The sequence below is a fragment of the Haloarcula sp. CBA1115 genome (genome assembly GCF_000827835.1).
GTDB classification, from domain to species: domain Archaea; phylum Halobacteriota; class Halobacteria; order Halobacteriales; family Haloarculaceae; genus Haloarcula; species Haloarcula hispanica.
The window spans coordinates 38,630-60,909 of record NZ_CP010533.1 but is presented as its reverse complement, the minus strand read 5'-3'; the positions used below and the strand labels follow the sequence as shown (position 1 = coordinate 60,909).

The window sequence follows — 22,280 nt, the reverse complement described above, 5'->3', positions numbered from 1 at the left end:
GCTACGTCTCCATCTCCGTCTTTGTCGGGGTTGTGGTGACCTCTTCTGGCTCACCAGCTAGGGTTCGTTTGCACCCGTTACCGGTGCTGTCAAACCTGTCGGTATACTGTATAGGTTGGATGACAGTAACCGGGTCACTCCAGAGGAATCCAACAGTCAATTCCTCCTCTCTTAGAGTTGTTTCTTCAACTTTTACGCAGTGCGGGCCATCAGCGAGGAGAAAAGTAAATTCGACAATCCCGGTTTCACCCGGCTTTATTGGTTCAAATGCCTTGCTGTCTTTGTTTTCTCCGTTGAGGATTGTCCGCGTTGCTGCGCCAGTTCGCTGGCCCACATTCCGGACAACCATCCCTAGGCTATCGTCGCGGATCTCTTCATGCTCAGTCCCGGGGACGATTTCCTCAAACTCAAACGTGGTGCCCAGTTCGAGTGGGAGTTCAGTTTCAACGTCATCCCCACGGAGATAGAGCGTGTGCTGGCCCCGAGGCAGCGGTTCGTACGAGTCCTCTCCTTCTGTTAGTGAGAGGCGTGTCCGAGTTTCACCGGAGCTGAAGTAGTCGCTGGAGAACTCCCGACCGGACTCTGTGATGATGCTAACCGATGACGGCTCGATCTCATCGGTCACAGCCACCTCCAGAGCCAATTGGCGGCCGTTCTCGACAATCTCAATCGATGTTTCTTCGATGTAGTCGGACTGCTCTTCTGGCGGGCTGGCACTTCCGCCGTCTCCGCCACTGTCATCAAACAGCCCGCCACTGCATCCTGCAAGCGTGGCAAGACTCCCGCTGAGGAGTCCCAGTACTGTTCTACGGTCGATACTGCTATTTCGTGGTATATCTTGCTTTGTCATGGATTATACCAACCAACAAATTTGCCTCTCGTCCAGACGTCGTAGCCATACAGCGCCAGCACAGCCGGCAACAACGTCAGGAGCGTCACTACAGCGAGGTCGATGAACTCCGAAAGGTCCGGAAGAGCCACCTCATACGCAACGCGTTCTTGCGTGTCCCGAACCGGGACAACACGCCCTTGCTCCCACCAGATTTGGGTCGGACGATACGTGACTATCGCCGAGGAGACTTCGCCCTGGTCGACAGTGACGGTGACCTCATCATCGCCAGAGAGTGATTGTTCGACCCGTGACTGTCCCGTTGCGACAGTGACGTTCCCTGCCGCAATCGGGAAGCCAGCCTTCGGTTCGACCCTGACCAGCAGGTCCGTCGAGTTGTCGGTCGAATTGACGACCTCAGAGGTGATGTTAACCTCCCGGATTGGCGTCGGGTTCGTCGAGTCCGCTGGCTGTTCGATACTGTTTCCGCGGACGAGTCCGTTGATCTCGAAGTTCTCTGTCCGGAGTTGCTCCGCACTCCGAATCGTGAACCGATCCGTGGTTGTGAACGACGCCGACCGGTTGACCCGAATCTCTGGTGGGAGCGTGGTCCTGTTGGTCCCGTTAGCGGTCGTGTTCCCCGTCGTGTTCACAGTCGCATTCGTCGGATACACTGCTTCCAGTGATGGCACGAACCGCCAGCCGTCGGAACTCTCGTTCTGAACGCGGTTGACCGTGACTTCTGGACCTTCCGTAGCCCGGACAGCATGGGTTTCAAGCGGTCTTACTGGCGTCGTCGTGTTCTCCGACCAGTTTTCCCAGCCGGGCGGTGAGCGGGTATAGAACCGCCACTTGCTCCGGACCTCGTATCCGGCATCGAACTGGACGCTCTGCCAGCTGCCGGGGATTACAGTCCCGATTCGATAGTCGTCAGTCGTGGCCCCTCTGCCGTTCGGAACGACGCCGGGCTCGACGACCATCTCCCGCTCGGAGAGATTCTCTACTTGGACCGTCTGTGAGTCCGTGACCGTCAGTTCGTACTCATCAATCTCATCATCGTCAATCTCCGAGAGATTCGTCGAGATCGTCGTCACCAACTGGAGTTCAGTCGTCCCGTTGATCTCGGTATAGTTGAGCGTGGGCTGGGCGGCAGTGCTGTTGTCCATTGCAGTGCCGTTGGCATACAGCGTCGTGTTCGTCGACGTGTTCACCACTCGGAAGTCGTCCTCGAAGAACTCCGAAATGTACACCCGGTAGTCATGGATGGAACGAACGGTCCCATTTGGACGGACCAGACGCGTCGTACCTGACCCTCGATGGACAACCGTCGATGGTTCGACGCTAAAGAACGTGACGTAGGCGTCACGAATCCAGAGCCCAGAGCGAGTATCCGTGACGTTCACTGGTTGCGAGGAGGTCTCGATACCAGTCCGGAACGAGTCGTGTTCAGGCCGGTTCCACAGCGTCGTGTTCGACGGTTCGCGAGAGAGCATATCTCCCGTACATGAAGGCAGAACAGCCAGCGTGCCGTTCTCGGCCCGGTCGGCCCGTGTGAGGTCTGGATGATCGGGGTCGCCAGACCACAGGGCACGGAAGAACGTGTGATTGTGGTTGTACGACCGGTTAGGTGGGAGAACACCCGCCGTCGCGTTGTCCCCAACAGAGGCGTTTGCTGGTGGGTTTGAGGCATTCTCGTAGCACGAGACTTTCGCGCTGAGGTTCTGCCTTGCTCCCATTTTGACGGACCTATTCACGCCTGTCTGGTTCGTTGCCGGCTCTCGGTCAACGGACTCATTGCCCGCGGTTTCGTTGGCTGCCGTTCCGTTGGCCGCTGGGTCACGGCCACTGAACTCGTTTGTTTCAGTGTCGTTCGCTTCCGTTCCCTCTCCGCTGGAGCCATTCGGTGCGGTGGCGTTTTGTTGTAGTACCCCCACGCCACCGTGGCTCGAACCGATGAGGAAGTGTCCCGTCCCCCGCTCAGTCTGGATCTGGGCCGGGCCGGTAGTCCCAGACGTAGGCCCCGCAGCTGCGGCTGTCGAAAGCAGCGAGCAAAGGGCCGCGGTCACCAGCACTGAGCGGAGTGAGGGCATTGTGTGTGCTTAGAATGGCGTCACGCAGTCCGAGAAGCCGAAGCCGACGTTGTCCCCGAACTTCGTGATGAGTTCTGGAGCCACGATTGCCAGCACAACAACGCCCAGACCGACGAGCGAGAGGATGAGGTCCCGCCGGGCCTCGTTTTGCTGGTTCGGGTTGCCAGAGGCCCGCATATACGACAGGCCGCTCCGACCGACGAAGACCATCGTCGCCGGCAGGCCAAGGCCAGCCAGAGCCCCAAAGACGACGTTGACGCCGTCTTCGACAGCTGTGTTGCAGTAAATGTTCCCGACATCGGTCTGGCCCATCGCAGAGCCAGCAAATAGCGTGAGGATCAACAGCAACTGCGTTGCCGGTCGCACGCCGGGCGTGAGCCACGCTTCAGCGAATCGGCGCTTTGCGTGAGTGTAGAGTGTTGGTTGTGAGGTCGATTCGTTCGGTGCGTTAGTTTGGGTTGACATGGATGTCTCTGTTTCGAGCGTCTTGCTTGGCCACCGATTCCCCACCGGTGATCCGCTATCGCGATTGTGTTGGTTTTCTTATACAGTTGGTGAATCCTGTCCTGAATCCGCCACCACCTACTGACAGTGGAATGAACAAATAACTTGTGTCTCAAATATACATTACTCTTGTATAATACGTTGTATTATACTGGGTTACCTAATCGTACGCTGTGGCTTGATTTTTAATGCCCAGTCAGATTGTCTCGTAAGCCGTATTTGAGGTTAATCATAAGAAATCTTATACAGTTGGAAAGTCTAGAAAATAGGCTAAATAGTTGGTAACAAAATCGAAAATATTGTCTGTTTTCTGATAGGTAAGATACATCAGGTAAGACTAGAACTTATCGATAGACGAAAGCATAACCCTGGAACGTTGACAGCCGTGACGGAGACATCCCCCGGTCAGGACGGTCAACATGTCTGACGCTCCTGAGAGTTTCAACCACCGACTGCACACCTTCTTCGTCCGCCTCTGCTTCTACAACGACCGTCACCGACTCAGGCAGTTCTTCCTCGGCTTGCTGACTCAGTTCTTCAGCTCGGCGCTCGTACTCAGCGCTGGTCTTTACCACTCTCCAATTCCACTGGAGCCGATTCCCGCTCACTCACTCCCTGTTGTTTCTGCGCTGACCGAACGTTTATCCCACTCATGCAGCAAATAGAGATATGGCCAGTTCGACACGCAATGGAGATCCCCATGATGACGAGATTCGGATGTGGCGCGAAGGGGATATGTGGGTCATCACAGATGTCGAAACCGGCGTCACCACACAGGGTGAGACTCGCCAGAAGGCCCTAGAAATGCTCGACGATGCGGTTGCGGCCTACAAGGCCGAGCGCGGCCACGAACCTACCGACGAGGAACTACGAGAGCTGGGGATCGACCCCGAAAATAACACGACTGGTGATGGCGAGCTACCCGAGTTCATGCAGTAAATGGCACGGAGTACGTTTTCTGGGAGGGATGTCGTGAAGGTCTTGGTTAATGTCGGCGGCTTCGAGTGGCGCCGGACGACTGGTGACCACGCCCAACTCTACTACCAGCACCCGACCAACGAAAGCGACCAACGACGCGTTACCATCCCGCTGCACGACGAGGTCAAAACGGGGACGCTTCGAAGCATCGCCGACGATGCCGGCGCGAACGATTTTGCAGCGTTCTGTGAATGGGTCGACCGCAATTCGTAGGCACTCTGAATCGCTGCCCCGGATCGAAAGTTTTCAGACTTGAAGGACCGGCCAAACACATCGATAGAGGGGTGTGACGATTCTGAGGACAGGCGAACACATCGACAGAGGGGTGTCCAGCCACCTTTTAATTATTATTTCTGCTTCAATAAAACCAAATATACAAATTCAAGAGGCCTATGCGAATCGAAATTAAAAATCACTCCAAAGTTCGATCGTCGTGATTTCAGGTGTTTCTGGGATTCTCTGAGACGATTACACATCGATAAAGGGGTGTGACGTGCGTCTGACGGAGGGAGAACTAGTCATACTACTAACTGGATTTAACCAGAGTGTGTTCAAGAGGTACGTGTCGTAGTAACGGTTAGCCGATACACATCGATAGAGGAGTGTTCCTTCAGCTTTGATAACAGTCAATAGAAGGGTTTTACTAAGTCTGATTACGGATCTGTGCTTTCACAACAGACTCGACAGCGTCGGTAGATACCATATCGATACGTGAGTCTTCACGAAGCGTCTCAAGAATTGTCTCGGGTCGCTCACCGAACTGGAATTCTAAGAACATTCCAGATGTTGGACCGTGACTCCGCCTCTCGAAGTCAACGAGTGAATACGTCGTCAGCTCCTTCATTTTATTAACATACGTTTCCTGGTGATACTGATCGGCATCAAGCGACTCGGTGAGGAATTGATAGACACGATATCCAGTTGTACTTCGGGCAGATCCATCATCAGTTTCAGCAGCGACCGTCGCTGTCGCATAGAGACACAGCTTCTTCTGGGTGCTGATACCCCGAACAACCTCAAGGACACGATTCTTTTCGACCTTTTGCTGTGCTTCTCGGACGTGTGCCTCTTGAACGCGATCATCCCCCTCGCGTTCGGCAAGTTCACCAGCAACGCGAATGAGATCGATCGCTTTCCGGGCGTCACCGTGTGTTTGCGCTGCAAAGGCTGCTGCAAGTGGGATCACGTCGTCATCAACAACATCATCGTGGAAGGCGTCCTGCCGCCGGCGAAGGATCGCTTGGAGTTGGTTTGCGTCGTAGTCGTTGAAATGCACATCTTCCGGAGTAAACGAACTCAGTGCCCGGCTTCCTACAGACTCCATCATTCTAGTGTCGTTCGAGATTGCGACTACCGAGATATACGCCGTGAGATCATCGTTAGCACCGGACCGCGAGAGTTGATACAAAAGCCGTGAAAATGCCGGCTCCTGCTTATCTCGACGGCCAACGAGCATATCGAGTTCGTCCAGCACAAAGACAACAGAATCGAAATGTTCGTTCACGATTCGGTAAAGTTCGTCCCACTTCTCTTTGGTCGCAACGCCGTGTTTCGGGACTTCGACATCCACGCCAGCTTGGTCAGCTGCCTGTTTTGCCAGTTCATAGACCGCAACCCCGAGGGTGTCTAGATCCTGGCAGTTGACCTCAATTGTTCCAAAGCTGATGTCGCGATTTTCACAGATACGGCTGATGTTGTTACAGACAGCCTTTGTAATGAGTGATTTTCCGGTACCAGACGGCCCATACAGGAAGAGATTTGGTGGACGATTATCTCCGAGTGCGACACGAAGCATCTTGGTGACTTCCTGAAGTTGTTCGTCACGGCCGACAATCCGATCCTCTTCAACAACGTAGTTTGGATCGAGAAGCGACCGATCACGGATCAGTCCGTCCTGTTCATCGAATTCAAGTAGCATATCCTCGATCGACTGCGTGGACTCATCAGAACTGAGATTGGTTGATGGCGATTGTCCGCCGCTGGCCGGGGAGTTTTTTTCATTGGAGTCCGGTTCCGATTCCGCCGTATTTGAAGAAGGGCCCGCTTGCGTCGTGGTCTCGTCCTCCGGTGTTCTCGAATTAACTCGAGAAGGGTCGGAGTCGTCAGTACCCATATTGTGGAGCATACGGGCAAGTCATAAAAATATTCCCCACCCCTATCGAAGTGTGATTTATCGTCTCAGACTATTGTTCGGGTCGAAGGCGGATTTTCAGCTATAGGGGTTCGAGAGAGCAGTAACGCCTAACGAAGTGTTCTAGCAGTAAGGATGGAACATACACACCCCTCTATCGATGTGTTCGATGTCTCGAAGGAGGAGGGCTTGACCGCGCAATTCATCACACAAAGGTACTGTGAGAAGCCCGATATTGCATGATTCACGGGATAGAGCGAGTTATAGTGGGAACCCGGTCTTAACGAACGCCGTCAGTTGCCTTGTCTTCTTCTAGCTTTCTAGAAAAGACACATACACACACCTCTATCGATGTGTTCGATTTGTCCTACAATATTTGTCTTTCTGTCCCCTAGGTTACGACAATTCTTATCGCGATCTTGCAGTCATCTATTCCGTTAACTAGCAGTGGCACGGTCTCTCGGCTCTGTTTTCCTCGCCTATTGTCCTAAATCAGTCTCTATGGTTGTTGCTAGCCTTTACTTGAACAGATCGAACACATCGATAGAGGGGTGTCTGTCTCCCCAAGCATAACACCCCGCCCAGCGTCTCAATCTTTCGAGGCACGAACTGTGACGCTCACACCCACATCACTGCAAACACATCGATAGAGGTGTGTATTGTAAACTGGTCATATTGTGGCTTGAAAATGACTTGACGACTCAGACTACTCTCGTCACCTCTCTAAGCTAAACAGGAATATCGCATTCTGGATGTTTCTCTGAGTTTCTGATATCCTTCTGTATGCTCTGTAAGCCAAACAAAATTTTGTGTTCCTCTGTCGGGTGAGAGGATGGCTAACCTCACAATCGGTACGTTCGGAGACGGAGATAGCGCTGACAGTGACCTCGATCCCAGTGCCGCAAGCATCGCCCGATGTGCGACGACGGGTCGCGCTCCTGATCGCGACGGTGGTAGTTGGGCATCCCCAGACGAGGACTGGGGGCTGACAACGCAGCGGCCAGTGTCGTCGATCAACACGTCGGCTGGTCGAGCGACAAAACAACAGACACGCTGGGTCGTTGACGGAGACGTCGGGGCATATGTTGAGGAGTACGCAGCTGGCGATGTCCTGCAAATCCCAGACACATACGGCGACTTCAGTTCAGTCGACACTCGAGTCACATTCGTCGATGGACTCGCTGATAGCTACGGCTTCGGAATTGACGCACAGGCGCTCGAAAAGGCATTCCGTGTCCTCACTGGTGGTGGGCGATATACTGCCTCAAAATACTCCGCGATTCCGTGCGGAAACCGGCCGTGGATTCTGACGGGGCCAGAAGGGACGCTCCTGTGCAGTTGTATGCCCGTTGACCAGCCAGAGAACACGTCGATGAGGGCGCTTGAAACACCGGAAACGACCCTCCAGATCGAGGAACAGAACAGAACGGTCCTCACGGGGGCCGCTGAGTTTGCCCATCTGCTGTCCGACGCTCTTGGAGTCGATATCGAGGAGGTGAGGTACTCGACTGTTAGAGGGGAAACCCAGCACACATTCGTCGGAGAGGAGGATAAGTACACGGTCAAGGCCAGTGACTTGGCACAGTTGCACGGGTTGACACCCGATCCATCCGTCATCCAGGGGGGAGTCAGCAGTGGAGTCCAGCCCCCAGGTAGTGACGATCTAATCTCAGTTGAATGGGACGGTCCCGACCATCCGGTTGGATATCTCGACGAGGGAGATGTGGTCGCCGGCTACGAATTTACTTGGGAGCAGCCCGAGGAGTCGCTGGAAGACGTTGCAGTCGTTCGAGAATATCGGATAACACAGAACCACTCGCGTTGGACAGTCGACTATCGCACCCATCGCCTCGCGTCGGTCGTTCCCTGACGTCGACGCCGCCCCATTTTGTGCGCCCTCCGGCAAGTGGAGGGTAATCGAGATGTCACAGTCCACAGCGGCCAGTAGCACCGAAGCAGCAACCACAGACGCCGAGGAGAGCATCCCAGAGACCTCGGCGGCTGACGAGACGCAAGCAGACATAGACAGTACGGACCTGCTAACGCTTGATGCGCCGAAGCATCTCCAGATTAGCGGCGAGGTTCAGTTGTTTGAGCGGATCTTCTCGGCGGCTGGCACGGTCACAGACAAGACGCGACTGGGGATTGCAGAGTCGGGAATCGCCATCCGAGCGGCCGACCAGCAAGGGCACTCGATGGTCGACCTGCGTGTTTCTGGGAGTTCATTCAGCACCTTCGACGCGGGGACGGGGACGTTGGGAGTGGACGTCGGACGGGTCCGTGATGCACTCTCGATTGGCGATGCAGGCGACCTTGCACAGTTCGCACTCGATGCGGCGAACAGCACGCTAGAAGTCGATATCGAGGGGATAACGCGCACCATCGAGCTTGACCCGGTTGAATCGCTTCGCTACCCTGTTGAAATGCCGGATATTGACATCCCGGCAACCGTCCACCTGAGTCCAGACGACATATCCCTCGGTCTCGATGCAGCAGATATGCTTGACGACCGGTTTGATCTCTCCGTTGACCCGGAATCCGGAGAAATGCAGTTTGCCGCAGACGGTGACACTGACAGTATGACGTACCGGAGGGAAGACACCGATCTAATTGCCTTCGAGCCTGCGGATGTCGAGGTAAAACTGGACTCGTCGCTCGTCAAATCAGCGAACGCTGGCCTTCCAGACGGAACGAATCGGGTGTTACGCATCGGCAACGAGGTCCCGCTCGTGCTGAAATCAGAGTTCCCTGACGCCGATGGAGCGATGCAGTTCGTGATAGCGCCGAAGCTCCCGAACTGACTCGGGTTCCCGTGGTTTTGCAGAAACGGTGGTGTGTCTTAACCAACAGCGACCGCCATACTCTTCCATTGTTGGTTAGCGCTAATTTTGTGTCTCCCCGGTCGAGTGAGGGATTTCCTTCATGGACCCGACCGAAACAGTTCCAGACTACGAGCGCTTCGAGCGTGAACAGATCGCCCAGGACCGCGACCGGCAGCGTCCTGATACTGTCGAGATCGACGAGCCACGGGGCCGCGATGTCGTCAACAGTCTGCTTGATGAGGGCGTGGTTGAACCAATTCCAGAACAAGAAGTCTTGCAGCACGTCCCCTCCGGACAGTGCTTCAACTCCGACACGGCGCTGGTGTACTTCCACAAGGGGTGGGAGGCTAGAAACGAGGAGTAGCCAACTCGCAGGCTAACCAACACGGTGCTCCATATTCCACTCAGTGTTGGTTAGCGGCAAGGCCTCTTCTCTGACGCGGCGTGCTGGCGTGTCCCGAGAGTTGATACCCTGTCAGAATTTTCCCAAGCGTATGGACCGCACTGACTGGCCGACACCCGGCCCGAACGAGCCTGTTCCGGCGTGGGACGAGTACCGGCAGCTGCGCGAGGCCGTCCACGACTACCTCGATCACGAGCCAGAGGACCCAAGATGGGACGACATCTGGCGGGCGCTCGGCGCGATCATGGGCGAGTTTCAGCGCGATGCGTTTGCCCAAGCCTTCGACCTCGATGAGCCTGCTGAGACAGCCTGCATACGGCGTCTCATTACGGGCGACGATGAGTGCCCGCACTCGCCGCTTGACGCCGACAGCGACCCGAAGGGACCGCCTCACAGCCCGCCAGCAGACGATCACTCGACACTCTGGCTTGACGATGGTGAGCCGGCGTTGTACTCGATGCACGTTTACCCCGGCAATATCGAGCGACTGGAATCGCAAGAGCCACCCCACAATCTGTGGTTCGACGTCTTCGAGTTCGCTTCCGAGTGGGGGCTAGAAGTCTCTGTTCTCCCGAAATCGTGGTACAACCTTGGTTCTGCTATTCACGTCGTCTTTTACCCGCCAGAGAGATACAGAACGCGGTCCCAACAGCAGTAGTCAATTTTCTGTCCCCCAGTGGAGGTGCTGGGGCGTGCCCGAGAGCGTGTCCCGGAGATAGATCAATGTCAACGATACAGTCAGATATGCCGGAGCAGTCCAGCCAGCAGACCACTTGCACCTTCGACGATTCCGACTCCCGAGACGAGGAGATGCGTGACAAACTCGATGCGTGGGTCGAGGATCTCGTCGACCTCACGAACGAGGCCCAGGCCAGCGAGCAGTTCCAGCAGTGGCTTGACGTCCAATCGAAGTTCCACGACTATTCGGCCCGGAACACGCTGCTCATCAAGCTCCAGTGTCCCGAGGCAACCCGGGTCGCCGGCTACAATACGTGGCAAAATGAGTTCGACCGCTACGTCCAGAAAGGCGAGGACGCGATCTGGATCTGGGCTCCAATTATCACGAAGAAGTGCCCCGCGTGCGGAAACTCGCCGTCGTATCACGAGAACACGGACTGTGAGTACGACGAGACAGACCCCGAGCAGTGGCGTCGAGGGTTAGTCGGGTTCCGGCCAACGTCGGTGTTCGATATCTCCCAGACCGATGGCGAGCCGCTTCCCGAACTGGAGACAGAAGCCTACGGCGACCCGGATGGACTTGTCGAGGACTTGTTGGACGCCACCGACGAGATCGGTGTCGACGCGAGAATCGTCGCTCCGGAAGAGTGGGAGCACGGGTCTGCACGGGGTGTCTGCGAGCGTCGGAGCGTGACGACCACGAATCCGATGGTGGAAGCAGTCGACCGTGACAATCGGGCCGCTCTTGCGAGTACACTGATTCATGAGTTCGCACACGCCGATCTTCACTTCGATGTTGCGGATGAGGCGGAGCGTTCGAAGCGTGAGGTCGAGGCCGAGGCAGTTGCCTACGTGGTCAGTCGCCACTTTGGGCTGGACCCCGACAACTCGGCGTTCTACCTCGCGGCGTGGGACGGTGACGCACCAGAGACGTTGCGGGACCGGCTGGACCGTATCTCATCGACTGCAGCGGATTTGATCGATGCCGTCGAAGGTGACAGCTGAGAGGGTGCGGTGTCTTTCCAGTCGTGCTTGAGAGCCATATTTTGTGACTCCCCTTTGGAGTGAGGGAGTCCAAGATGCGTTCAACAGCAGCGTCGGGTGGCAGCCCTGTCGGACAGTTTCTGAGTGTGCTGGCAGAGTTGCGTGACCAAATCGGCGGCCCATACTACCTCGGGGATGTGAACGGTCGGCTGGAGTGGCCCGACCGGGGAGTCTACTTTTTCTTCTCGCCAGCAAGCGACCTTCGCGCAGCGACAGCAGTCGACTGGCGACTCTCCCGGATCGGGACCGTCGGCGTCAGTGCAGGCTCATCGAATACGCTCTGGAACCGACTCAGGCAACATCGTGGGAACGTTCGCGGGAAGTACGCCGGCGGTGGCAACCATCGTGGTTCGATTTTTCGCTTGCACGTCGGACGGGCACTGATCGAGAAGCACGGCTGGCACGACGAGTATCCCCACTGGGGCGAGCAAAATCCCGACGCCGAGACGACTGCTGTTCGCGAGCAGGAACACGAACTTGAACAGCGTGTATCGGAGTATATCCGTGATCTGCCGTTTCTCTGGGTTGACGTTCCGGGCGACCCCGGACCCGAGTGTGACCGAGCGGTGATCGAAGCGAACACTATCGCGATGGTATCGAGTTATCGTCGATCCGCAGGGCCATCGGACCTCGATTGGCTCGGGTATCACTCGCCGAAATCTGAGGTGTATCAATCTGGGTTGTGGAACGTGCGACACGTCTCTGACGAGTTTGACCCCTCTGTCGTGGACCAGTTATCGGCGTATATTTCGTCAACAGAAGCGCTGGATCATCAATCGCGGATCTGAGAACGGAAGTGGTTCCGTAGCGAGAACCCAGTCCGCTCAACGACGAGTCCGTAGGCAATCCCAGCTAGTGGTGCGATTACGGGGACCCACCCCGGTACTGACGGCTCCGCCGAGAAGACCTGCCAGAGTGCAGCATACATGCTGACTACGTAGGCGGACGCAACGGCTGTCGAGAGCCGCCATCGGACTCCGGTCACGAGCCCAGCCAGCGGGAGGCCGTAGAACGCTACGTCACTCACAGGCGGGGGCAAGAAAGAGGCGACAGCAATCGCACAGAGATATGCCAGAACCATCGCTGTCCCCCCGATGGACGCGAAGAGCACCCGACTCGATATAGCACGCTCGTCGGCAGTGTCGCCCTGGTCGGACTGTTCATCGCTCCCCTCCGTCGTCGGTCGGTCGGTTGGAGTCCTCGTCGACCGTGGAATGTGGTTGACCTCCAAGCGGGAGGACCCTCGGGATTGCCCCGCCTGTTCGGTCACGTCAGTCTCAGTTTCCTCAGTCCTTGGGACGTCACTCTGCAGCGGCAGGACTCTGTGGGTGTCCTCTTCGGAACCGCCGGCTGGCTCTTCTTTGAGCGACATTGGGAGGTTCAGACGGCCCTCCTGCTTGACATCGTCCTCGCAGGTCGGGCACACTGTCAGTAGGTTCGTGGTTTTGTTCGTCCCGCCGTTCTCGGCAGGGATTCGTCGCAGGACCTCCAACGCTTCCGAGGGGTACTGCATCTCGCAGTTGGCGCAAGTGTTGTTGTCCAACTGCTTCCGGAAAACAATCCTGTAAGGCCAGTCCGGAGGGTAGTCGCCCCGGTAGCTGTCAGGGTCGTCGTACTGCGATTCGATGCCTTCCTTCATTCTGACAGACACTTCCTCTCGTCTCGGTATTTAACCCGCGGGGTCGTTTTTTGCCGCGCCTGCCAGCTGGGCGCGCCGGTGGGCGCGCTCGGTGATTTCGATGTCTTCTGAGGCACGACACTCTTGGTCAGCGGCGGCTCTCGGCGATGCACAGCGGGCTGATTACATCGGGTTCCTTCATCGCGAGCCCTTCGTAATCGATGCTTACCGTCTCGGATTCACCGTCGGTGTTCGCGAGGACTACTCGTATCAATCCAAACTTCGGAACGTCGAGGTCCCGGTTGAGATTCTAGACAACGACTTCCGGAATCCTGACTTGGACCGGTACATTGAGCGCTTCGAGCAGTACGAGCCGTCGGTCGGGATGCTCGGGGACGCATACGACCGACAGGAGGCGAGACGGTACAACCAAGCCGGACGGGAGCTGAAACGGAAGTTTCCGGAGACTGAGGTCATCATCGTTCCGAAATGCCACGAAGCAATCGACGTAATCGACGAGGACATGATACTTGGCTACCCGATGGGGTATTCTGACCAGACTGCCGAGGAGTACACGGACATCGTGGACTGGCGGGGACGGCGAGTGCATCTGCTGGGGGCAAGTCCGACAAAACAGTATCCAGTGATCGAGGAACTAACACAACCGCGCGTGACCGGCGAGGAGCCAGCCGATATCGTTGGCGTCGACTGGAACGGGGTCCACTTAGCGGCACTTCACGGGGAGTATTTCTCACCACACGGCTACGGGAGTGCGGACCATCTCTCGATCCAAGAGACGGTTCGAGAGAGTTTGCGACACATCCGGTCATACTGGAAATCGCGGGGTGTGTGGCCCACTGCAGAGAGAGACCGGAATCCGCTAACAGCGGAACCGATGGACCCCGTCTGGGCTGCTGACGGTTCGAGAGCGACTGTGAATGGCCTTGAGGATGCGATTGTCGTCGAGTACGAGAACGGACAGACGCTCGCGTACCGGAGCCAACACGAGCGAGACAGAGTGGAATACCGGGCAGGACTCATCCCCACTGAGGTCCACGGCTAGAGCCGACCGGACAGCCTCAGAGAGTTTTGTGACTCCCCGTGGGGCGAGGGAGACAGATGACTACTACACAGACTGAGCGAACTCGTGGCCGCTTCGTACTTGTCGGGTGCGGTGACGCGAAAACCGACGATCCAGCTGAGGCTCGCAGCCTCTACACATCGTCATATTTCTCGGTCAAGCGGTCATATGCTGAGGCCGCTGTCCAGTGGGCTCGAACTGCTGACCGACGAGCGAATTCTTGGGGTGTCCTCTCTGCGGAACACGCGATACTAATGCCTCGGCAGACGGTCGCCCCGTACGACACGGCTATCAAGAACCTGCGTGGAGAACCCATCGAGGGTGAGCCACACTACCGGCTTCCATCGGGCGACCGAGTCGAGACCCAGCTAGATCGGTGGGCGCTCTGTGTCCATTCATCACTGGGCGATTGGCTCCGGCGGCCGTACGCAGCCGATCAGCAGGAGTCCCCCTGTCGAGAGTTGGTTGTTCTGGCCGGCAGCGACTACGTCGACGTGCTGGACGAGCGTGGTATCTTCGAGGGACGACCAACTGCGATTCGGACCGGGCGGGAGACGTACACTGCCCTCCCGCCGAAAGCGACAGTCCGCTTCCCCTTCCAGGAGCGAGACTTCGACGGGATGTTCGATCAGATGGGCTGGCTTTCAGACCGTGCCGAAGAACTCTCGTCGGCAGCGGCTCCAGCCCGACGATCAGAACTCTCAGCCTTTGACGGGGGCTTCGAGCGCGACTCTGCTACGTGGCAAACAGGGCACAGTGGCGTCGACGTCGAAGGGACTGAGCAAGCGGGGCTGGATGCATTCGAGAGCGTCCCTGAGCGGTTCCTTGCCACGAGACAGACGAGTCTTACGACCGACGGTGGGGCAGGTGATCGAGCTGAGTAGCACGCAAACCCACGATACCGAGCTTCTTAACCAACACTCACGACTTCTGTTGGTTAATACGCTGGATCGAGCGATTTTGTGTTCCTCTGGCGGGTGAGAGGATGACTGCAACTGACCCGACTCAGACGCAGGACGGACAGCCAGACCAGCAAGCCGGCTTCGACTTCAGCAAGCCCGGACAGGAGCATGAGATTGAGGTGTCGTACTCGTGGGGGTATGTCGATACCATCTACATGGACGACGACGGCGAACTTGTCCGCTCACAGGATACTGACGGCTACTATCGCAACGACGAATCGTTCGAGTGTACCTGCGGGGAGACATTCGGTTGCGAGAGCAAAGCAAAATCCCACATCCGAAGCGAGGGCTTCCGAGGCCCGCCGGTGCCGGTCGCCGGCCATCCAGAAGCATTGCGTTGGGAAAACGAGACGATAACCGACTTCGGGGGGAATGTGGAATTCATTCCAGATGTCGCGAACACGGCTGGCAAAGTTGTCAGCGGGGCTGACTACCTGATCGCAACGGCCCGGACGACACTGACGCCGCCAGCAGACCACGGGTTCGACAGCTGGGAGCCACTGCAATCCGGCCGCTTGGCGAATCATCGCGGCGACCCACTGTTCTCGGCACGGCTCTTGTCGAAGGCCATCGCGACGCTTTCGACCGGCCATCAGTACGTTCCAGAGCGATACACCCTCTACTTCCGAGGGCACACAGCACTGTACTTAGAAGGACCGGGAGGTGGGATTCTCATCGCTGAGCGGCTCCCTAGTCTCGACTAGCTCACCAATTTTCTGTTCCTCCGGCGGGTGAGAGGATGACAGAACACACATCCGAAGCCAGTGGCGGAGCATCTGAGAACAGTTCTGAACCGACCTTCGACGAGAAACCAATTCCAGTCGTCAAGCCACCATCGCCATTTGTCTGGAAGAATGAAGTAGTCTCTGTGTTCGATGGCGCTGTCACCGTTCGTCCGGAGTCTGCTCGCTATTCCATAGCCGGAAAAGTCGTCGACGGTGCGGAGTATCTTGTCGCGACGGCCCGAGAGACGTTCACCCCTCCAGCCGACTACCAGTTCCAGTCGTGGGACGTGCTCCAGTCCGGTCGCCTTGCCCTCCGGTCAGGCGAGCCACAGTTCCCGCCAGCGGACATGAGCCGTGCAGTCGCAACGCTTGCGAAGCATCCTGTGTACCAGCCAGAACGATTCACGATCTTCTATCGTGGGTGTGAACCGATATACATCGAGGGTCCGGACGCCGGCATTGTGATTACTCCCTGGTGACTCGATAGCGGTTTTCTGTTCCTCCGGCGGGTGAGAGGATGTCCATACACTCAGCGTCGACGCGAGCACAGTCGTTCCAGCATCGCCCGCCAGCGGAGACAGAGCAGTGTTCCTGTCCGATCCACGCCGGCGGAGACCCGTTCACGGCACCCCTCGGGATTCGATTCGCCGATCACGTCACCGTCGAACCAATCGACAGGGACACCGCAGCTGCCGTGTACGAGGCGCATCACTCATATATGGGGTCGCTACCGTCGGTCAATCTCGCCCATCACGGACTGTACTTCCAAGGCTCGCTCGTTGGAGCTATCACGTACCGCTACCCTCTGATCTCGAAAAAGCGCATTCGGTACGGCGTCGACGGCCAGCTCTGTCCTGAGCCCGTCGATATTGAGAGCCTTCCTGCAGAGATTCGATCGACTGCCCGGCGAGTGCTTCCGCCGACGGATACGCCAGTCGTCGACAGCGAGGTAATTTCTGGCGACTCGCTCGTCGAGGCCGCGCGGATCTGCATGGGCGTTCAGATGCCTAATCTTGCCTCAGCAGCGCTGGCTCGCTCCCAAGAACACTTCTTGCAGGCTGACGACCGCGACACTCGATTTCTCCTAACGTGGGTTCGCTCGGATTACGACGGGGCGATGGTTCGAGCACTGAAAGACAAGGGCTGGACCTGTACAGGCTACCGAGAACCAGGGCAGGCAAGCAACCGCGAGGACAAGCCGATTCGAGAGCGCTACAAATGGCGCTTTCTGTGCCCTGTGGACACTGCTAGAGAGCAATCAACACTTGCACGGTGGTCCCGATGAGCAGCGTCCAGCCCGAGGCAACGGCCGAGTACTGTCGATTCTGTGGAGACAGAGCCGATATCTCCGGCGAGGCGTACACGTACGTCCGGTGGCCCGACGAAGTGGATCGAGAGGATGGCGTGTTCCGATTCACGATCTGCCGGGACTGTGCGCTTCAGGACCGCGACAACGTCGAGCAGGCGTCGTCGCTCTTCCACGAGGCAGATCGAGACCATCTCCTCACCTGCGACGTCTGTGGGGCCGTTGGCTGTGGGTCTGCTAGTACTCGCCGTCCAGCAGCGGAGACATATCGACTTGCAAGCGTCATCCCCTGGTCAGTGAGCATCAACGGCTTCGACGGAACAGCGACCTCTTGCACTGAGTGCAGTCCTATCGTGCCGGTCGACTGCGTGAAATGTCCCGACCGGACATACGACAACGAAGTGCCGTGTCTCGTTGAGCCACCGTTTGACTCAGCTACGAAGACGACCGACGATGCTCCAACAGACAGTGAACAGGTTGAGATCGGCGGGTGGATTGAGTAGCCGGCGGTAGTTCCCTGAAACCGGTGAGTCTGATCCGCTGATGAGCAGTACAGAGTGGAAACTGCACAATGAACGATCTTGGGTGCCTTGATGAAAGCGTTGGTAAGTAAGAAGATTCAGTCCTCAAAAACCGCGTATTCTTGAGACTGTTCCCACATTTGCTCCCAAGGTTGACGAAACTTCTCGCTAGCACCGAACTTGACGGCGTACATCGGCTTTGTTCCAGCAGCGTGGAGTGAATCCCCTATTGCGAAGCATTGGTCGTCAACAAAGATCAGGCGGTCGTGGCACTTTCCATTTCTACGTACCTCGATACGGTGATTACTGTTAGAGACTAACTTTTCAGCCGCGTTGCTCAGGCCTTCCTTCTTTCCCTGTGTGAGGATACGTTTCTCAATATCTTCAGAGGTCTCTTTTAGATACCAGATTACTTCTTCATTAGCGTATGCGTCGATAATAAAAACCTCTTCAGTAGCCCGAGAGACCTTATTTTTTGTTTGATAGTAGAATTCTAGCTCATCTCCATCTTCAAATGCCTTCGGAGTAGCTGGTACGATCTGGTCTAAATCAACTTGAGGAAAATCACCGCCCTCTTTGAGGTCTTCTAGTTCATCTACGTAAGCATAAGGCTCAGGGACTTCATCATCGTCTTTGAAGTCTTGATAGATATATTTAAGAATTTCAAAACATAACTCCTCGTCTTCATGATACAGCCACATAAAGAACTCAAGAGTTACTTCTAATCTACTCTTTTGGAGACGCTGAAGGGAGCTAAGGATTATTGAGGATGATTTTTCGGCTTTGTTCAAGAGATTCTGGATATGTTCGTTCTCCTCGTCGTAGATGCCGTAATTCGTGAGGAGGAGAATCCAGTAGGATTTACTGAGATCTAGATCGTTTATCCAAAGAGCACACCTCCCAAGAATGGGCTGTTTTGCGTCTCGTTCCATATCTATAGAAGTGTAATAGCATCATTTAATACCAATTCATCACAGCTCTTACGAGCAGATTCACTGATTCGAGAACCTGAAACATTTGTAGTCTTGTTGAGCAGGTATTTCAGCCACCAATGCAAGTAAAAACCCATCCACAGGGGTAGTGAGCCCCAATTTTGTGTTCCTCTGGCGGGTGAGAGGATGTCTCAGAATATGTCCTGCCGTCGTTCGGAAAGCCTGTCTCAGCCAACCACTCCGCAGTTCGTCGAATCCATCGCGACAACTGTTCGAGCGCAGTCCGGGAGCGCCGATGTTGAAGCGGTTGTCCTCCGTGCGGTGGCCCGGCAATCGGACAGCGTTGCCCTGCCGGATGTACTCGAACTTCGCTCGCTTCTAGACGTCGACGGTGAGCAGGCAGACACGCTAGAATCTCGGATTACGAGTATCATCAGCGCCATTGAAGCCGAACTCGCTGGCTGGGACCGCCGGGAGGTCTTTGCATGAACTCAGTAGGGACAGCCACGCTGGGTGACTTCGGCGCTGGTGGCCCACGCTCGGATGCGTTGATTGACAAGCAAAGCGCGGCACAAGAAGCCGCTGTCGGTGAATGGGAATTTCTCGCTGTCGGCAACGACACGATCGGGTGGCATATTCCCGACACCGGAGCGACAGTCTTGCTTAAACACAGCAACGTTGGCTGGACGCTCGAACGGGCGACCAAACTGGTCGGGACGCGAAGCACACTCGATGCTGGGCTGGAGCTTGCCACCTCATACATGGCAGACAGACCGGAGGGAGCGTCGCCATGGCGATGATTGAGCGCGAGCAGTGGCGCCGCGAAGAACGCCAGCGTGTTGGGGCAGCACTGGCACGCGCTCGCCTCTGGCAGTCGGTTATGCCACACAAGGTCGGCTTCTGGGAGGCCATCGACGAGACGCTTCTAGCTCACTACCCGGACTGTCGGTACAAGCGAAGGACAACACTTGATAATTTCCGGGAGGAAGCCACATGAGCGACCCAATTCTCGACAAACTCCCTCCTGAACGGCTATTAGACGCCGACCACCTCCAGCCAATCGTCGCTGGCATCAACTGTATGCACTCCATCGAGACGATCCAGCAGTATCTCGCCTACGAGAACCAGCACGAGAGCCGGACGCCAGTCCAGTCTCAGCTTCGACTGCGGGCACGCGAAGTCCGTCGCGATGAGTCGGATGCCGAGGAGAAAGCCGTCGCGTGATTTCTGTGCCCCAGTGGGGTGAGAGGCGTCCCACGGAGGGCGCTCTACATACCGATTATGACTGAGAACAAGACAGACGAGACAGCTGCACAGCAATGCGACAGCCTCGACATCGACCCCGAAGCCGTGGATATCGGCGATGGACTGAAAACGGCTGAGGGAACGTCTGCAGTCGCTGTCGTCGGTGTTGACGCTGAGAAGGAGCAGGTGAAGGTGTACTCCCCGTCCGGCGAGCAGACGGTCAATCGCTGGGTCAGCATGGACCTGTTCAGCGTCCATTCTCCGAACGAGGACATCCAAACCGACGCCGACCGTGAAGAGTGGTTAAACGAGACGCTCCCGAAGAAGTCCCGGCATATCGACGGCAACGTGTACCTACTCAGGTACACCATCGACGAAAACGGGAACGTCATCGCGACTTAATCGAGGGTCGTACCAGCCTCTCTTTCGCTTTCTCTCACGCTCACGGTTCCCGAGCGCAAGCGCTCGGGGGACACGCTCCACCTTGGACCGGCAGGCCGGTCCGGCGGTCCCGCTTCTAGAGGCAGGCAAGGCCCGTCGTGATGAACCGGCCGCCAAGGAGCGCGCCATCGGGTAATTTCTGTGCCCCAGTGGGGTGAGGGGCGTCCCAGAGAGGACGTGCCGCCTACCGATTATGAGTAAGAATGAGACAGACAAGGCGACTACACAGCAGTACGACAACTATCCTGATCCCGACGCTATCGTTCACTTTGGCGATGCACCGGAGGCACTGGTCGAGTTGGTCGAGGAAACGCTGGAAACTTCGGAGAACCTGTCGACCTCCCGCGATCCATTGACCGAAACGACGCTACTCGTCGAGGAGGTCGACAATGAGTGACGACCACCTGTTCATCGTTGTCGAGGGTGTCGGGCCAGCTGACTTCCCGGAGAACGAGGCGAGTTCCACCAAGCAAGACGAGGCTGTTGCCCTCGCGAACGATATCCATGATCTGATTCGTGAAGGTACGGCAAGGAGGATATCGAGGGCGTCATTCCGGTGGTCAATCCCGACGCCCACGAGCAGATGCAGGCGACCGAGCTCTGATCGGGCGGTGAGAAGGCAGTTTCTTTAGCCATGGTGCCGGCTGCAACGCCTGCTCAATAAGCGTGCGTATGCAACAGAAAGTATTCATGCTGATTACTATATGCTCAAGTCATGCGTGACCGCTGGCTGAAGGCGTTCTGTGCTTTCACAGCGATATTATTCGTAACTGGATGTATGGGGATTCCCGCTTCGGAACAACCGGCCTCAGATCATCCAGTGTATCTCGAAAACTATGGCAATGAGAGCGCATCGTTCGACATTACTGTTGTACGAAATGCGACGGGGGAGACCGTTCACAATCAAAGTTATGTACTTGACCCCGACGAAGACCGAGAGGTCTACAACACCGATAGAGCGTCTCCTGATGGTATCGAGACGTTTCAAATCTATTGGACTGCGCGTAATGAAGCCGGGCAGGTAACTATCAAAACGAATCAGTGTTATGGAGGCGCATATGTGATGATTCAGGAAGACGGTACTCCCTCATCGACGTACGCGGTTTGCTGAGCAATCTCTCTGTCCTAACCGATACGTGCGCCCCCTGTACTGCCCACTTCTGCCCGATAGTAGACTTACGTCTTCACAAACTCTAACCCTCGAATTTTCTGCGCCCCAGCGGGGTGAGGGGCGTCCCAGAGAGGGCGTGCCGCCTGTTATTCATGGCTACCACAGAATCTAGTAGCGATGCCGCCAGCATCGATGAGAGTGAGATTGCAGAGGCCAGTCCAAACAGCCGAACCGTTCGAGCGCTGACCGAAGTCATGACGGTGATGGACTCGGTTGGTCGGGCACGCAACGCCGACGATCTCTTCCTGGTCAACTCTGGCTCTGGCTCAGAGTACCTTGTCGACGCTCGAACAGGGAGTTGCGAATGCCCGTGGAAGCAGTACAATCCCAACGAGGAGTGCAAGCACGAGAAGCGAGTCGCCTTCGCGACCGGCGAGCGACCCATCCCACAATGGGTGGACGACGAAGCATTGGACGACCAGTTCGGTATGCACGTCGACGGCGAACCTCGAAAAGCGGTCGCTGACGGTGGGGTCATGCAGGTTCGGTTCAACGACGGCGGCGTCACAGACCCCAAAGGGGACCCCTTGGCCGTCACTTCTGAGGACGCGCCACGCACGAAGCGAGCAAAACAGGAAGATATCGACGTTTCCTTTCTCGCAAAGCCCGGTCGCTACGAGATCCATTCGGCGTCAGGGAGCCGGTACGAGGTTGACGTGCTTGAGGAGACATGCAGTTGTCCCGATACCGCCGAGCGATGCAAGCACCGTCGCCGGGTCGAGATCGAGATCGAAGCCAAGCGAGTCCCGCGCCCGGATGGGAAACTGCCCGACGCCTGACCGGGCGCCACAGCGTGTTT

The 22,280-nt window shown here is 56.6% G+C and carries 29 protein-coding genes; 23 read left to right on the top strand and 6 right to left on the bottom strand.

Features of this window, described 5'->3' with window-relative positions; all coding sequences use genetic code 11:
* Nucleotide 1: 1 nt before the first annotated feature.
* From SG26_RS20085 to SG26_RS20075, 3 genes are read right to left on the bottom strand one after another with little or no spacing between them, the layout of a single operon-like run.
* Nucleotides 2–850 carry a hypothetical protein gene (locus SG26_RS20085; RefSeq protein WP_050038691.1) on the bottom strand — a complete coding sequence of 283 codons (849 nt, stop codon included), beginning with the start codon at nucleotides 848–850 and terminating at the stop codon, nucleotides 2–4.
* Nucleotides 847–2,919: a hypothetical protein gene (locus SG26_RS20080; RefSeq protein WP_050038690.1), complete on the bottom strand. Its 2,073-nt coding sequence runs from the start codon at nucleotides 2,917–2,919 to the stop codon at nucleotides 847–849. The genes SG26_RS20085 and SG26_RS20080 overlap by 4 nt, the downstream gene beginning before the upstream one ends.
* Before the next feature lie 9 nt (nucleotides 2,920–2,928).
* A complete protein-coding gene (locus SG26_RS20075) occupies nucleotides 2,929–3,384 on the bottom strand; it encodes a pilin (RefSeq protein ID WP_050038689.1) in 456 nt (151 codons plus the stop codon).
* A gap of 708 nt (nucleotides 3,385–4,092) precedes the next feature.
* On the opposite strand from SG26_RS20075, the gene SG26_RS20070 reads away from it, so the two are divergent.
* A complete protein-coding gene (locus tag SG26_RS20070; RefSeq protein ID WP_050038688.1) occupies nucleotides 4,093–4,362 on the top strand; it encodes a hypothetical protein in 270 nt (89 codons plus the stop codon).
* The gene (locus tag SG26_RS20065; protein ID WP_050038687.1) at nucleotides 4,363–4,614 is read left to right on the top strand and encodes a type II toxin-antitoxin system HicA family toxin; all 252 of its coding nucleotides are present in this window, start codon (nucleotides 4,363–4,365) and stop codon (nucleotides 4,612–4,614) included.
* A 430-nt stretch (nucleotides 4,615–5,044) separates the two neighbouring features.
* Here the strand turns inward: SG26_RS20065 and SG26_RS20060 are convergent, their stop codons facing one another.
* Complete coding sequence (locus tag SG26_RS20060; protein ID WP_175055189.1) at nucleotides 5,045–6,514, bottom strand: orc1/cdc6 family replication initiation protein; 1,470 nt, start codon at nucleotides 6,512–6,514, stop codon at nucleotides 5,045–5,047.
* An 850-nt stretch (nucleotides 6,515–7,364) separates the two neighbouring features.
* Here SG26_RS20060 and SG26_RS20055 point away from each other — a divergent pair.
* The 6 genes from SG26_RS20055 to SG26_RS20030 all read left to right on the top strand — a co-directional run bounded on the left by SG26_RS20055 (nucleotide 7,365) and on the right by SG26_RS20030 (nucleotide 12,267).
* The gene (locus tag SG26_RS20055; protein WP_050038685.1) at nucleotides 7,365–8,402 is read left to right on the top strand and encodes a hypothetical protein; all 1,038 of its coding nucleotides are present in this window, start codon (nucleotides 7,365–7,367) and stop codon (nucleotides 8,400–8,402) included.
* A gap of 52 nt (nucleotides 8,403–8,454) precedes the next feature.
* Nucleotides 8,455–9,333 (top strand): DNA polymerase, encoded by an 879-nt coding sequence (locus SG26_RS20050; RefSeq protein WP_050038684.1) that lies wholly within the window; start codon nucleotides 8,455–8,457, stop codon nucleotides 9,331–9,333.
* Nucleotides 9,334–9,454: 121 nt separating this feature from the next.
* Nucleotides 9,455–9,718 (top strand): hypothetical protein, encoded by a 264-nt coding sequence (locus SG26_RS20045; protein ID WP_050038683.1) that lies wholly within the window; start codon nucleotides 9,455–9,457, stop codon nucleotides 9,716–9,718.
* Between the two features lie 130 nt (nucleotides 9,719–9,848).
* A complete protein-coding gene (locus tag SG26_RS20040; RefSeq protein ID WP_050038682.1) occupies nucleotides 9,849–10,415 on the top strand; it encodes a hypothetical protein in 567 nt (188 codons plus the stop codon).
* Between the two features lie 65 nt (nucleotides 10,416–10,480).
* Nucleotides 10,481–11,440, top strand: coding sequence for an ArdC-like ssDNA-binding domain-containing protein (locus SG26_RS20035; protein ID WP_050038681.1), 960 nt, complete (start codon nucleotides 10,481–10,483; stop codon nucleotides 11,438–11,440).
* A gap of 74 nt (nucleotides 11,441–11,514) precedes the next feature.
* Nucleotides 11,515–12,267: a hypothetical protein gene (locus tag SG26_RS20030; protein ID WP_228841640.1), complete on the top strand. Its 753-nt coding sequence runs from the start codon at nucleotides 11,515–11,517 to the stop codon at nucleotides 12,265–12,267.
* On the opposite strand, the gene SG26_RS20025 is transcribed toward SG26_RS20030, so the two are convergent.
* A complete protein-coding gene (locus tag SG26_RS20025; protein WP_079980886.1) occupies nucleotides 12,252–13,118 on the bottom strand; it encodes an HNH endonuclease signature motif containing protein in 867 nt (288 codons plus the stop codon). The genes SG26_RS20030 and SG26_RS20025 overlap by 16 nt on opposite strands.
* 100 nt (nucleotides 13,119–13,218) lie before the next feature.
* Here SG26_RS20025 and SG26_RS20020 point away from each other — a divergent pair, with 100 nt between their 5' ends.
* The 6 genes from SG26_RS20020 to SG26_RS19995 all read left to right on the top strand — a co-directional run bounded on the left by SG26_RS20020 (nucleotide 13,219) and on the right by SG26_RS19995 (nucleotide 17,674).
* Nucleotides 13,219–14,160 (top strand): DUF6610 family protein, encoded by a 942-nt coding sequence (locus SG26_RS20020; RefSeq protein WP_050038680.1) that lies wholly within the window; start codon nucleotides 13,219–13,221, stop codon nucleotides 14,158–14,160.
* Between the two features lie 56 nt (nucleotides 14,161–14,216).
* Nucleotides 14,217–15,062, top strand: a complete 846-nt coding sequence (locus SG26_RS20015) for a DUF6884 domain-containing protein (protein ID WP_050038679.1) — start codon at nucleotides 14,217–14,219, stop codon at nucleotides 15,060–15,062.
* Between the two features lie 101 nt (nucleotides 15,063–15,163).
* A complete protein-coding gene (locus tag SG26_RS20010) occupies nucleotides 15,164–15,844 on the top strand; it encodes a hypothetical protein (protein WP_050038678.1) in 681 nt (226 codons plus the stop codon).
* Nucleotides 15,845–15,879: 35 nt separating this feature from the next.
* Nucleotides 15,880–16,344 (top strand): hypothetical protein, encoded by a 465-nt coding sequence (locus tag SG26_RS20005; RefSeq protein ID WP_050038677.1) that lies wholly within the window; start codon nucleotides 15,880–15,882, stop codon nucleotides 16,342–16,344.
* Between the two features lie 38 nt (nucleotides 16,345–16,382).
* A complete protein-coding gene (locus SG26_RS20000) occupies nucleotides 16,383–17,150 on the top strand; it encodes a hypothetical protein (RefSeq protein WP_050038676.1) in 768 nt (255 codons plus the stop codon).
* Nucleotides 17,147–17,674: a hypothetical protein gene (locus tag SG26_RS19995; protein WP_175055188.1), complete on the top strand. Its 528-nt coding sequence runs from the start codon at nucleotides 17,147–17,149 to the stop codon at nucleotides 17,672–17,674. Before SG26_RS20000 ends, SG26_RS19995 begins: the two co-directional genes overlap by 4 nt.
* 116 nt (nucleotides 17,675–17,790) lie before the next feature.
* Here SG26_RS19995 and SG26_RS19990 read toward each other — a convergent pair whose 3' ends face one another.
* Nucleotides 17,791–18,624: a hypothetical protein gene (locus SG26_RS19990; protein ID WP_050038674.1), complete on the bottom strand. Its 834-nt coding sequence runs from the start codon at nucleotides 18,622–18,624 to the stop codon at nucleotides 17,791–17,793.
* 198 nt (nucleotides 18,625–18,822) lie between these two features.
* Between SG26_RS19990 and SG26_RS19985 the strand changes: the two genes are divergently transcribed.
* From SG26_RS19985 to SG26_RS19955, 9 genes are all read left to right on the top strand, one after another.
* On the top strand, nucleotides 18,823–19,113 hold the full coding sequence (locus SG26_RS19985) for a hypothetical protein (protein ID WP_050038673.1): 291 nt from the start codon (nucleotides 18,823–18,825) through the stop codon (nucleotides 19,111–19,113).
* Complete coding sequence (locus SG26_RS19980) at nucleotides 19,110–19,424, top strand: hypothetical protein (RefSeq protein WP_050038672.1); 315 nt, start codon at nucleotides 19,110–19,112, stop codon at nucleotides 19,422–19,424. Before SG26_RS19985 ends, SG26_RS19980 begins: the two co-directional genes overlap by 4 nt.
* The gene (locus SG26_RS19975) at nucleotides 19,415–19,621 is read left to right on the top strand and encodes a hypothetical protein (RefSeq protein WP_050038671.1); all 207 of its coding nucleotides are present in this window, start codon (nucleotides 19,415–19,417) and stop codon (nucleotides 19,619–19,621) included. Before SG26_RS19980 ends, SG26_RS19975 begins: the two co-directional genes overlap by 10 nt.
* Nucleotides 19,618–19,848, top strand: coding sequence for a hypothetical protein (locus tag SG26_RS19970; protein WP_050038670.1), 231 nt, complete (start codon nucleotides 19,618–19,620; stop codon nucleotides 19,846–19,848). The genes SG26_RS19975 and SG26_RS19970 overlap by 4 nt, the downstream gene beginning before the upstream one ends.
* Nucleotides 19,849–19,905: 57 nt before the next feature.
* Complete coding sequence (locus SG26_RS19965) at nucleotides 19,906–20,271, top strand: hypothetical protein (protein WP_050038669.1); 366 nt, start codon at nucleotides 19,906–19,908, stop codon at nucleotides 20,269–20,271.
* Between the two features lie 232 nt (nucleotides 20,272–20,503).
* Nucleotides 20,504–20,707, top strand: a complete 204-nt coding sequence (locus SG26_RS19960) for a hypothetical protein (protein WP_050038668.1) — start codon at nucleotides 20,504–20,506, stop codon at nucleotides 20,705–20,707.
* Nucleotides 20,700–20,942 carry a hypothetical protein gene (locus tag SG26_RS20935; protein ID WP_228841638.1) on the top strand — a complete coding sequence of 81 codons (243 nt, stop codon included), beginning with the start codon at nucleotides 20,700–20,702 and terminating at the stop codon, nucleotides 20,940–20,942. The genes SG26_RS19960 and SG26_RS20935 overlap by 8 nt, the downstream gene beginning before the upstream one ends.
* Before the next feature lie 83 nt (nucleotides 20,943–21,025).
* Nucleotides 21,026–21,421 carry a hypothetical protein gene (locus tag SG26_RS21750; protein WP_154020856.1) on the top strand — a complete coding sequence of 132 codons (396 nt, stop codon included), beginning with the start codon at nucleotides 21,026–21,028 and terminating at the stop codon, nucleotides 21,419–21,421.
* Between the two features lie 152 nt (nucleotides 21,422–21,573).
* Nucleotides 21,574–22,260, top strand: a complete 687-nt coding sequence (locus SG26_RS19955; protein WP_050038667.1) for an SWIM zinc finger family protein — start codon at nucleotides 21,574–21,576, stop codon at nucleotides 22,258–22,260.
* The last annotated feature ends 20 nt before the right edge of the window (nucleotides 22,261–22,280 follow it).

Coding starts and splice junctions, on each gene's coding strand:
- SG26_RS20005 (WP_050038677.1), top strand. CDS start 15,880: ATGACAGAACACACATCCGAAGCCAGTGGCGGAGCATCTGAGAACAGT.
- SG26_RS20045 (WP_050038683.1), top strand. CDS start 9,455: ATGGACCCGACCGAAACAGTTCCAGACTACGAGCGCTTCGAGCGTGAA.
- SG26_RS20075 (WP_050038689.1), bottom strand. CDS start 3,384: ATGTCAACCCAAACTAACGCACCGAACGAATCGACCTCACAACCAACA.
- SG26_RS20060 (WP_175055189.1), bottom strand. CDS start 6,514: ATGGGTACTGACGACTCCGACCCTTCTCGAGTTAATTCGAGAACACCG.
- SG26_RS20030 (WP_228841640.1), top strand. CDS start 11,515: ATGCGTTCAACAGCAGCGTCGGGTGGCAGCCCTGTCGGACAGTTTCTG.
- SG26_RS20000 (WP_050038676.1), top strand. CDS start 16,383: ATGTCCATACACTCAGCGTCGACGCGAGCACAGTCGTTCCAGCATCGC.
- SG26_RS20015 (WP_050038679.1), top strand. CDS start 14,217: ATGACTACTACACAGACTGAGCGAACTCGTGGCCGCTTCGTACTTGTC.
- SG26_RS20055 (WP_050038685.1), top strand. CDS start 7,365: ATGGCTAACCTCACAATCGGTACGTTCGGAGACGGAGATAGCGCTGAC.
- SG26_RS19995 (WP_175055188.1), top strand. CDS start 17,147: ATGAGCAGCGTCCAGCCCGAGGCAACGGCCGAGTACTGTCGATTCTGT.
- SG26_RS20010 (WP_050038678.1), top strand. CDS start 15,164: ATGACTGCAACTGACCCGACTCAGACGCAGGACGGACAGCCAGACCAG.
- SG26_RS19975 (WP_050038671.1), top strand. CDS start 19,415: ATGGCGATGATTGAGCGCGAGCAGTGGCGCCGCGAAGAACGCCAGCGT.
- SG26_RS20050 (WP_050038684.1), top strand. CDS start 8,455: ATGTCACAGTCCACAGCGGCCAGTAGCACCGAAGCAGCAACCACAGAC.
- SG26_RS19965 (WP_050038669.1), top strand. CDS start 19,906: ATGACTGAGAACAAGACAGACGAGACAGCTGCACAGCAATGCGACAGC.
- SG26_RS20025 (WP_079980886.1), bottom strand. CDS start 13,118: ATGAAGGAAGGCATCGAATCGCAGTACGACGACCCTGACAGCTACCGG.
- SG26_RS19970 (WP_050038670.1), top strand. CDS start 19,618: ATGAGCGACCCAATTCTCGACAAACTCCCTCCTGAACGGCTATTAGAC.
- SG26_RS20080 (WP_050038690.1), bottom strand. CDS start 2,919: ATGCCCTCACTCCGCTCAGTGCTGGTGACCGCGGCCCTTTGCTCGCTG.
- SG26_RS20085 (WP_050038691.1), bottom strand. CDS start 850: ATGACAAAGCAAGATATACCACGAAATAGCAGTATCGACCGTAGAACA.
- SG26_RS19990 (WP_050038674.1), bottom strand. CDS start 18,624: ATGGAACGAGACGCAAAACAGCCCATTCTTGGGAGGTGTGCTCTTTGG.
- SG26_RS20070 (WP_050038688.1), top strand. CDS start 4,093: ATGGCCAGTTCGACACGCAATGGAGATCCCCATGATGACGAGATTCGG.
- SG26_RS20040 (WP_050038682.1), top strand. CDS start 9,849: ATGGACCGCACTGACTGGCCGACACCCGGCCCGAACGAGCCTGTTCCG.
- SG26_RS19960 (WP_050038668.1), top strand. CDS start 20,504: ATGAGTAAGAATGAGACAGACAAGGCGACTACACAGCAGTACGACAAC.
- SG26_RS19955 (WP_050038667.1), top strand. CDS start 21,574: ATGGCTACCACAGAATCTAGTAGCGATGCCGCCAGCATCGATGAGAGT.
- SG26_RS20935 (WP_228841638.1), top strand. CDS start 20,700: ATGAGTGACGACCACCTGTTCATCGTTGTCGAGGGTGTCGGGCCAGCT.
- SG26_RS21750 (WP_154020856.1), top strand. CDS start 21,026: ATGCGTGACCGCTGGCTGAAGGCGTTCTGTGCTTTCACAGCGATATTA.
- SG26_RS20065 (WP_050038687.1), top strand. CDS start 4,363: ATGGCACGGAGTACGTTTTCTGGGAGGGATGTCGTGAAGGTCTTGGTT.
- SG26_RS19985 (WP_050038673.1), top strand. CDS start 18,823: ATGTCCTGCCGTCGTTCGGAAAGCCTGTCTCAGCCAACCACTCCGCAG.
- SG26_RS19980 (WP_050038672.1), top strand. CDS start 19,110: ATGAACTCAGTAGGGACAGCCACGCTGGGTGACTTCGGCGCTGGTGGC.
- SG26_RS20035 (WP_050038681.1), top strand. CDS start 10,481: ATGTCAACGATACAGTCAGATATGCCGGAGCAGTCCAGCCAGCAGACC.
- SG26_RS20020 (WP_050038680.1), top strand. CDS start 13,219: ATGTCTTCTGAGGCACGACACTCTTGGTCAGCGGCGGCTCTCGGCGAT.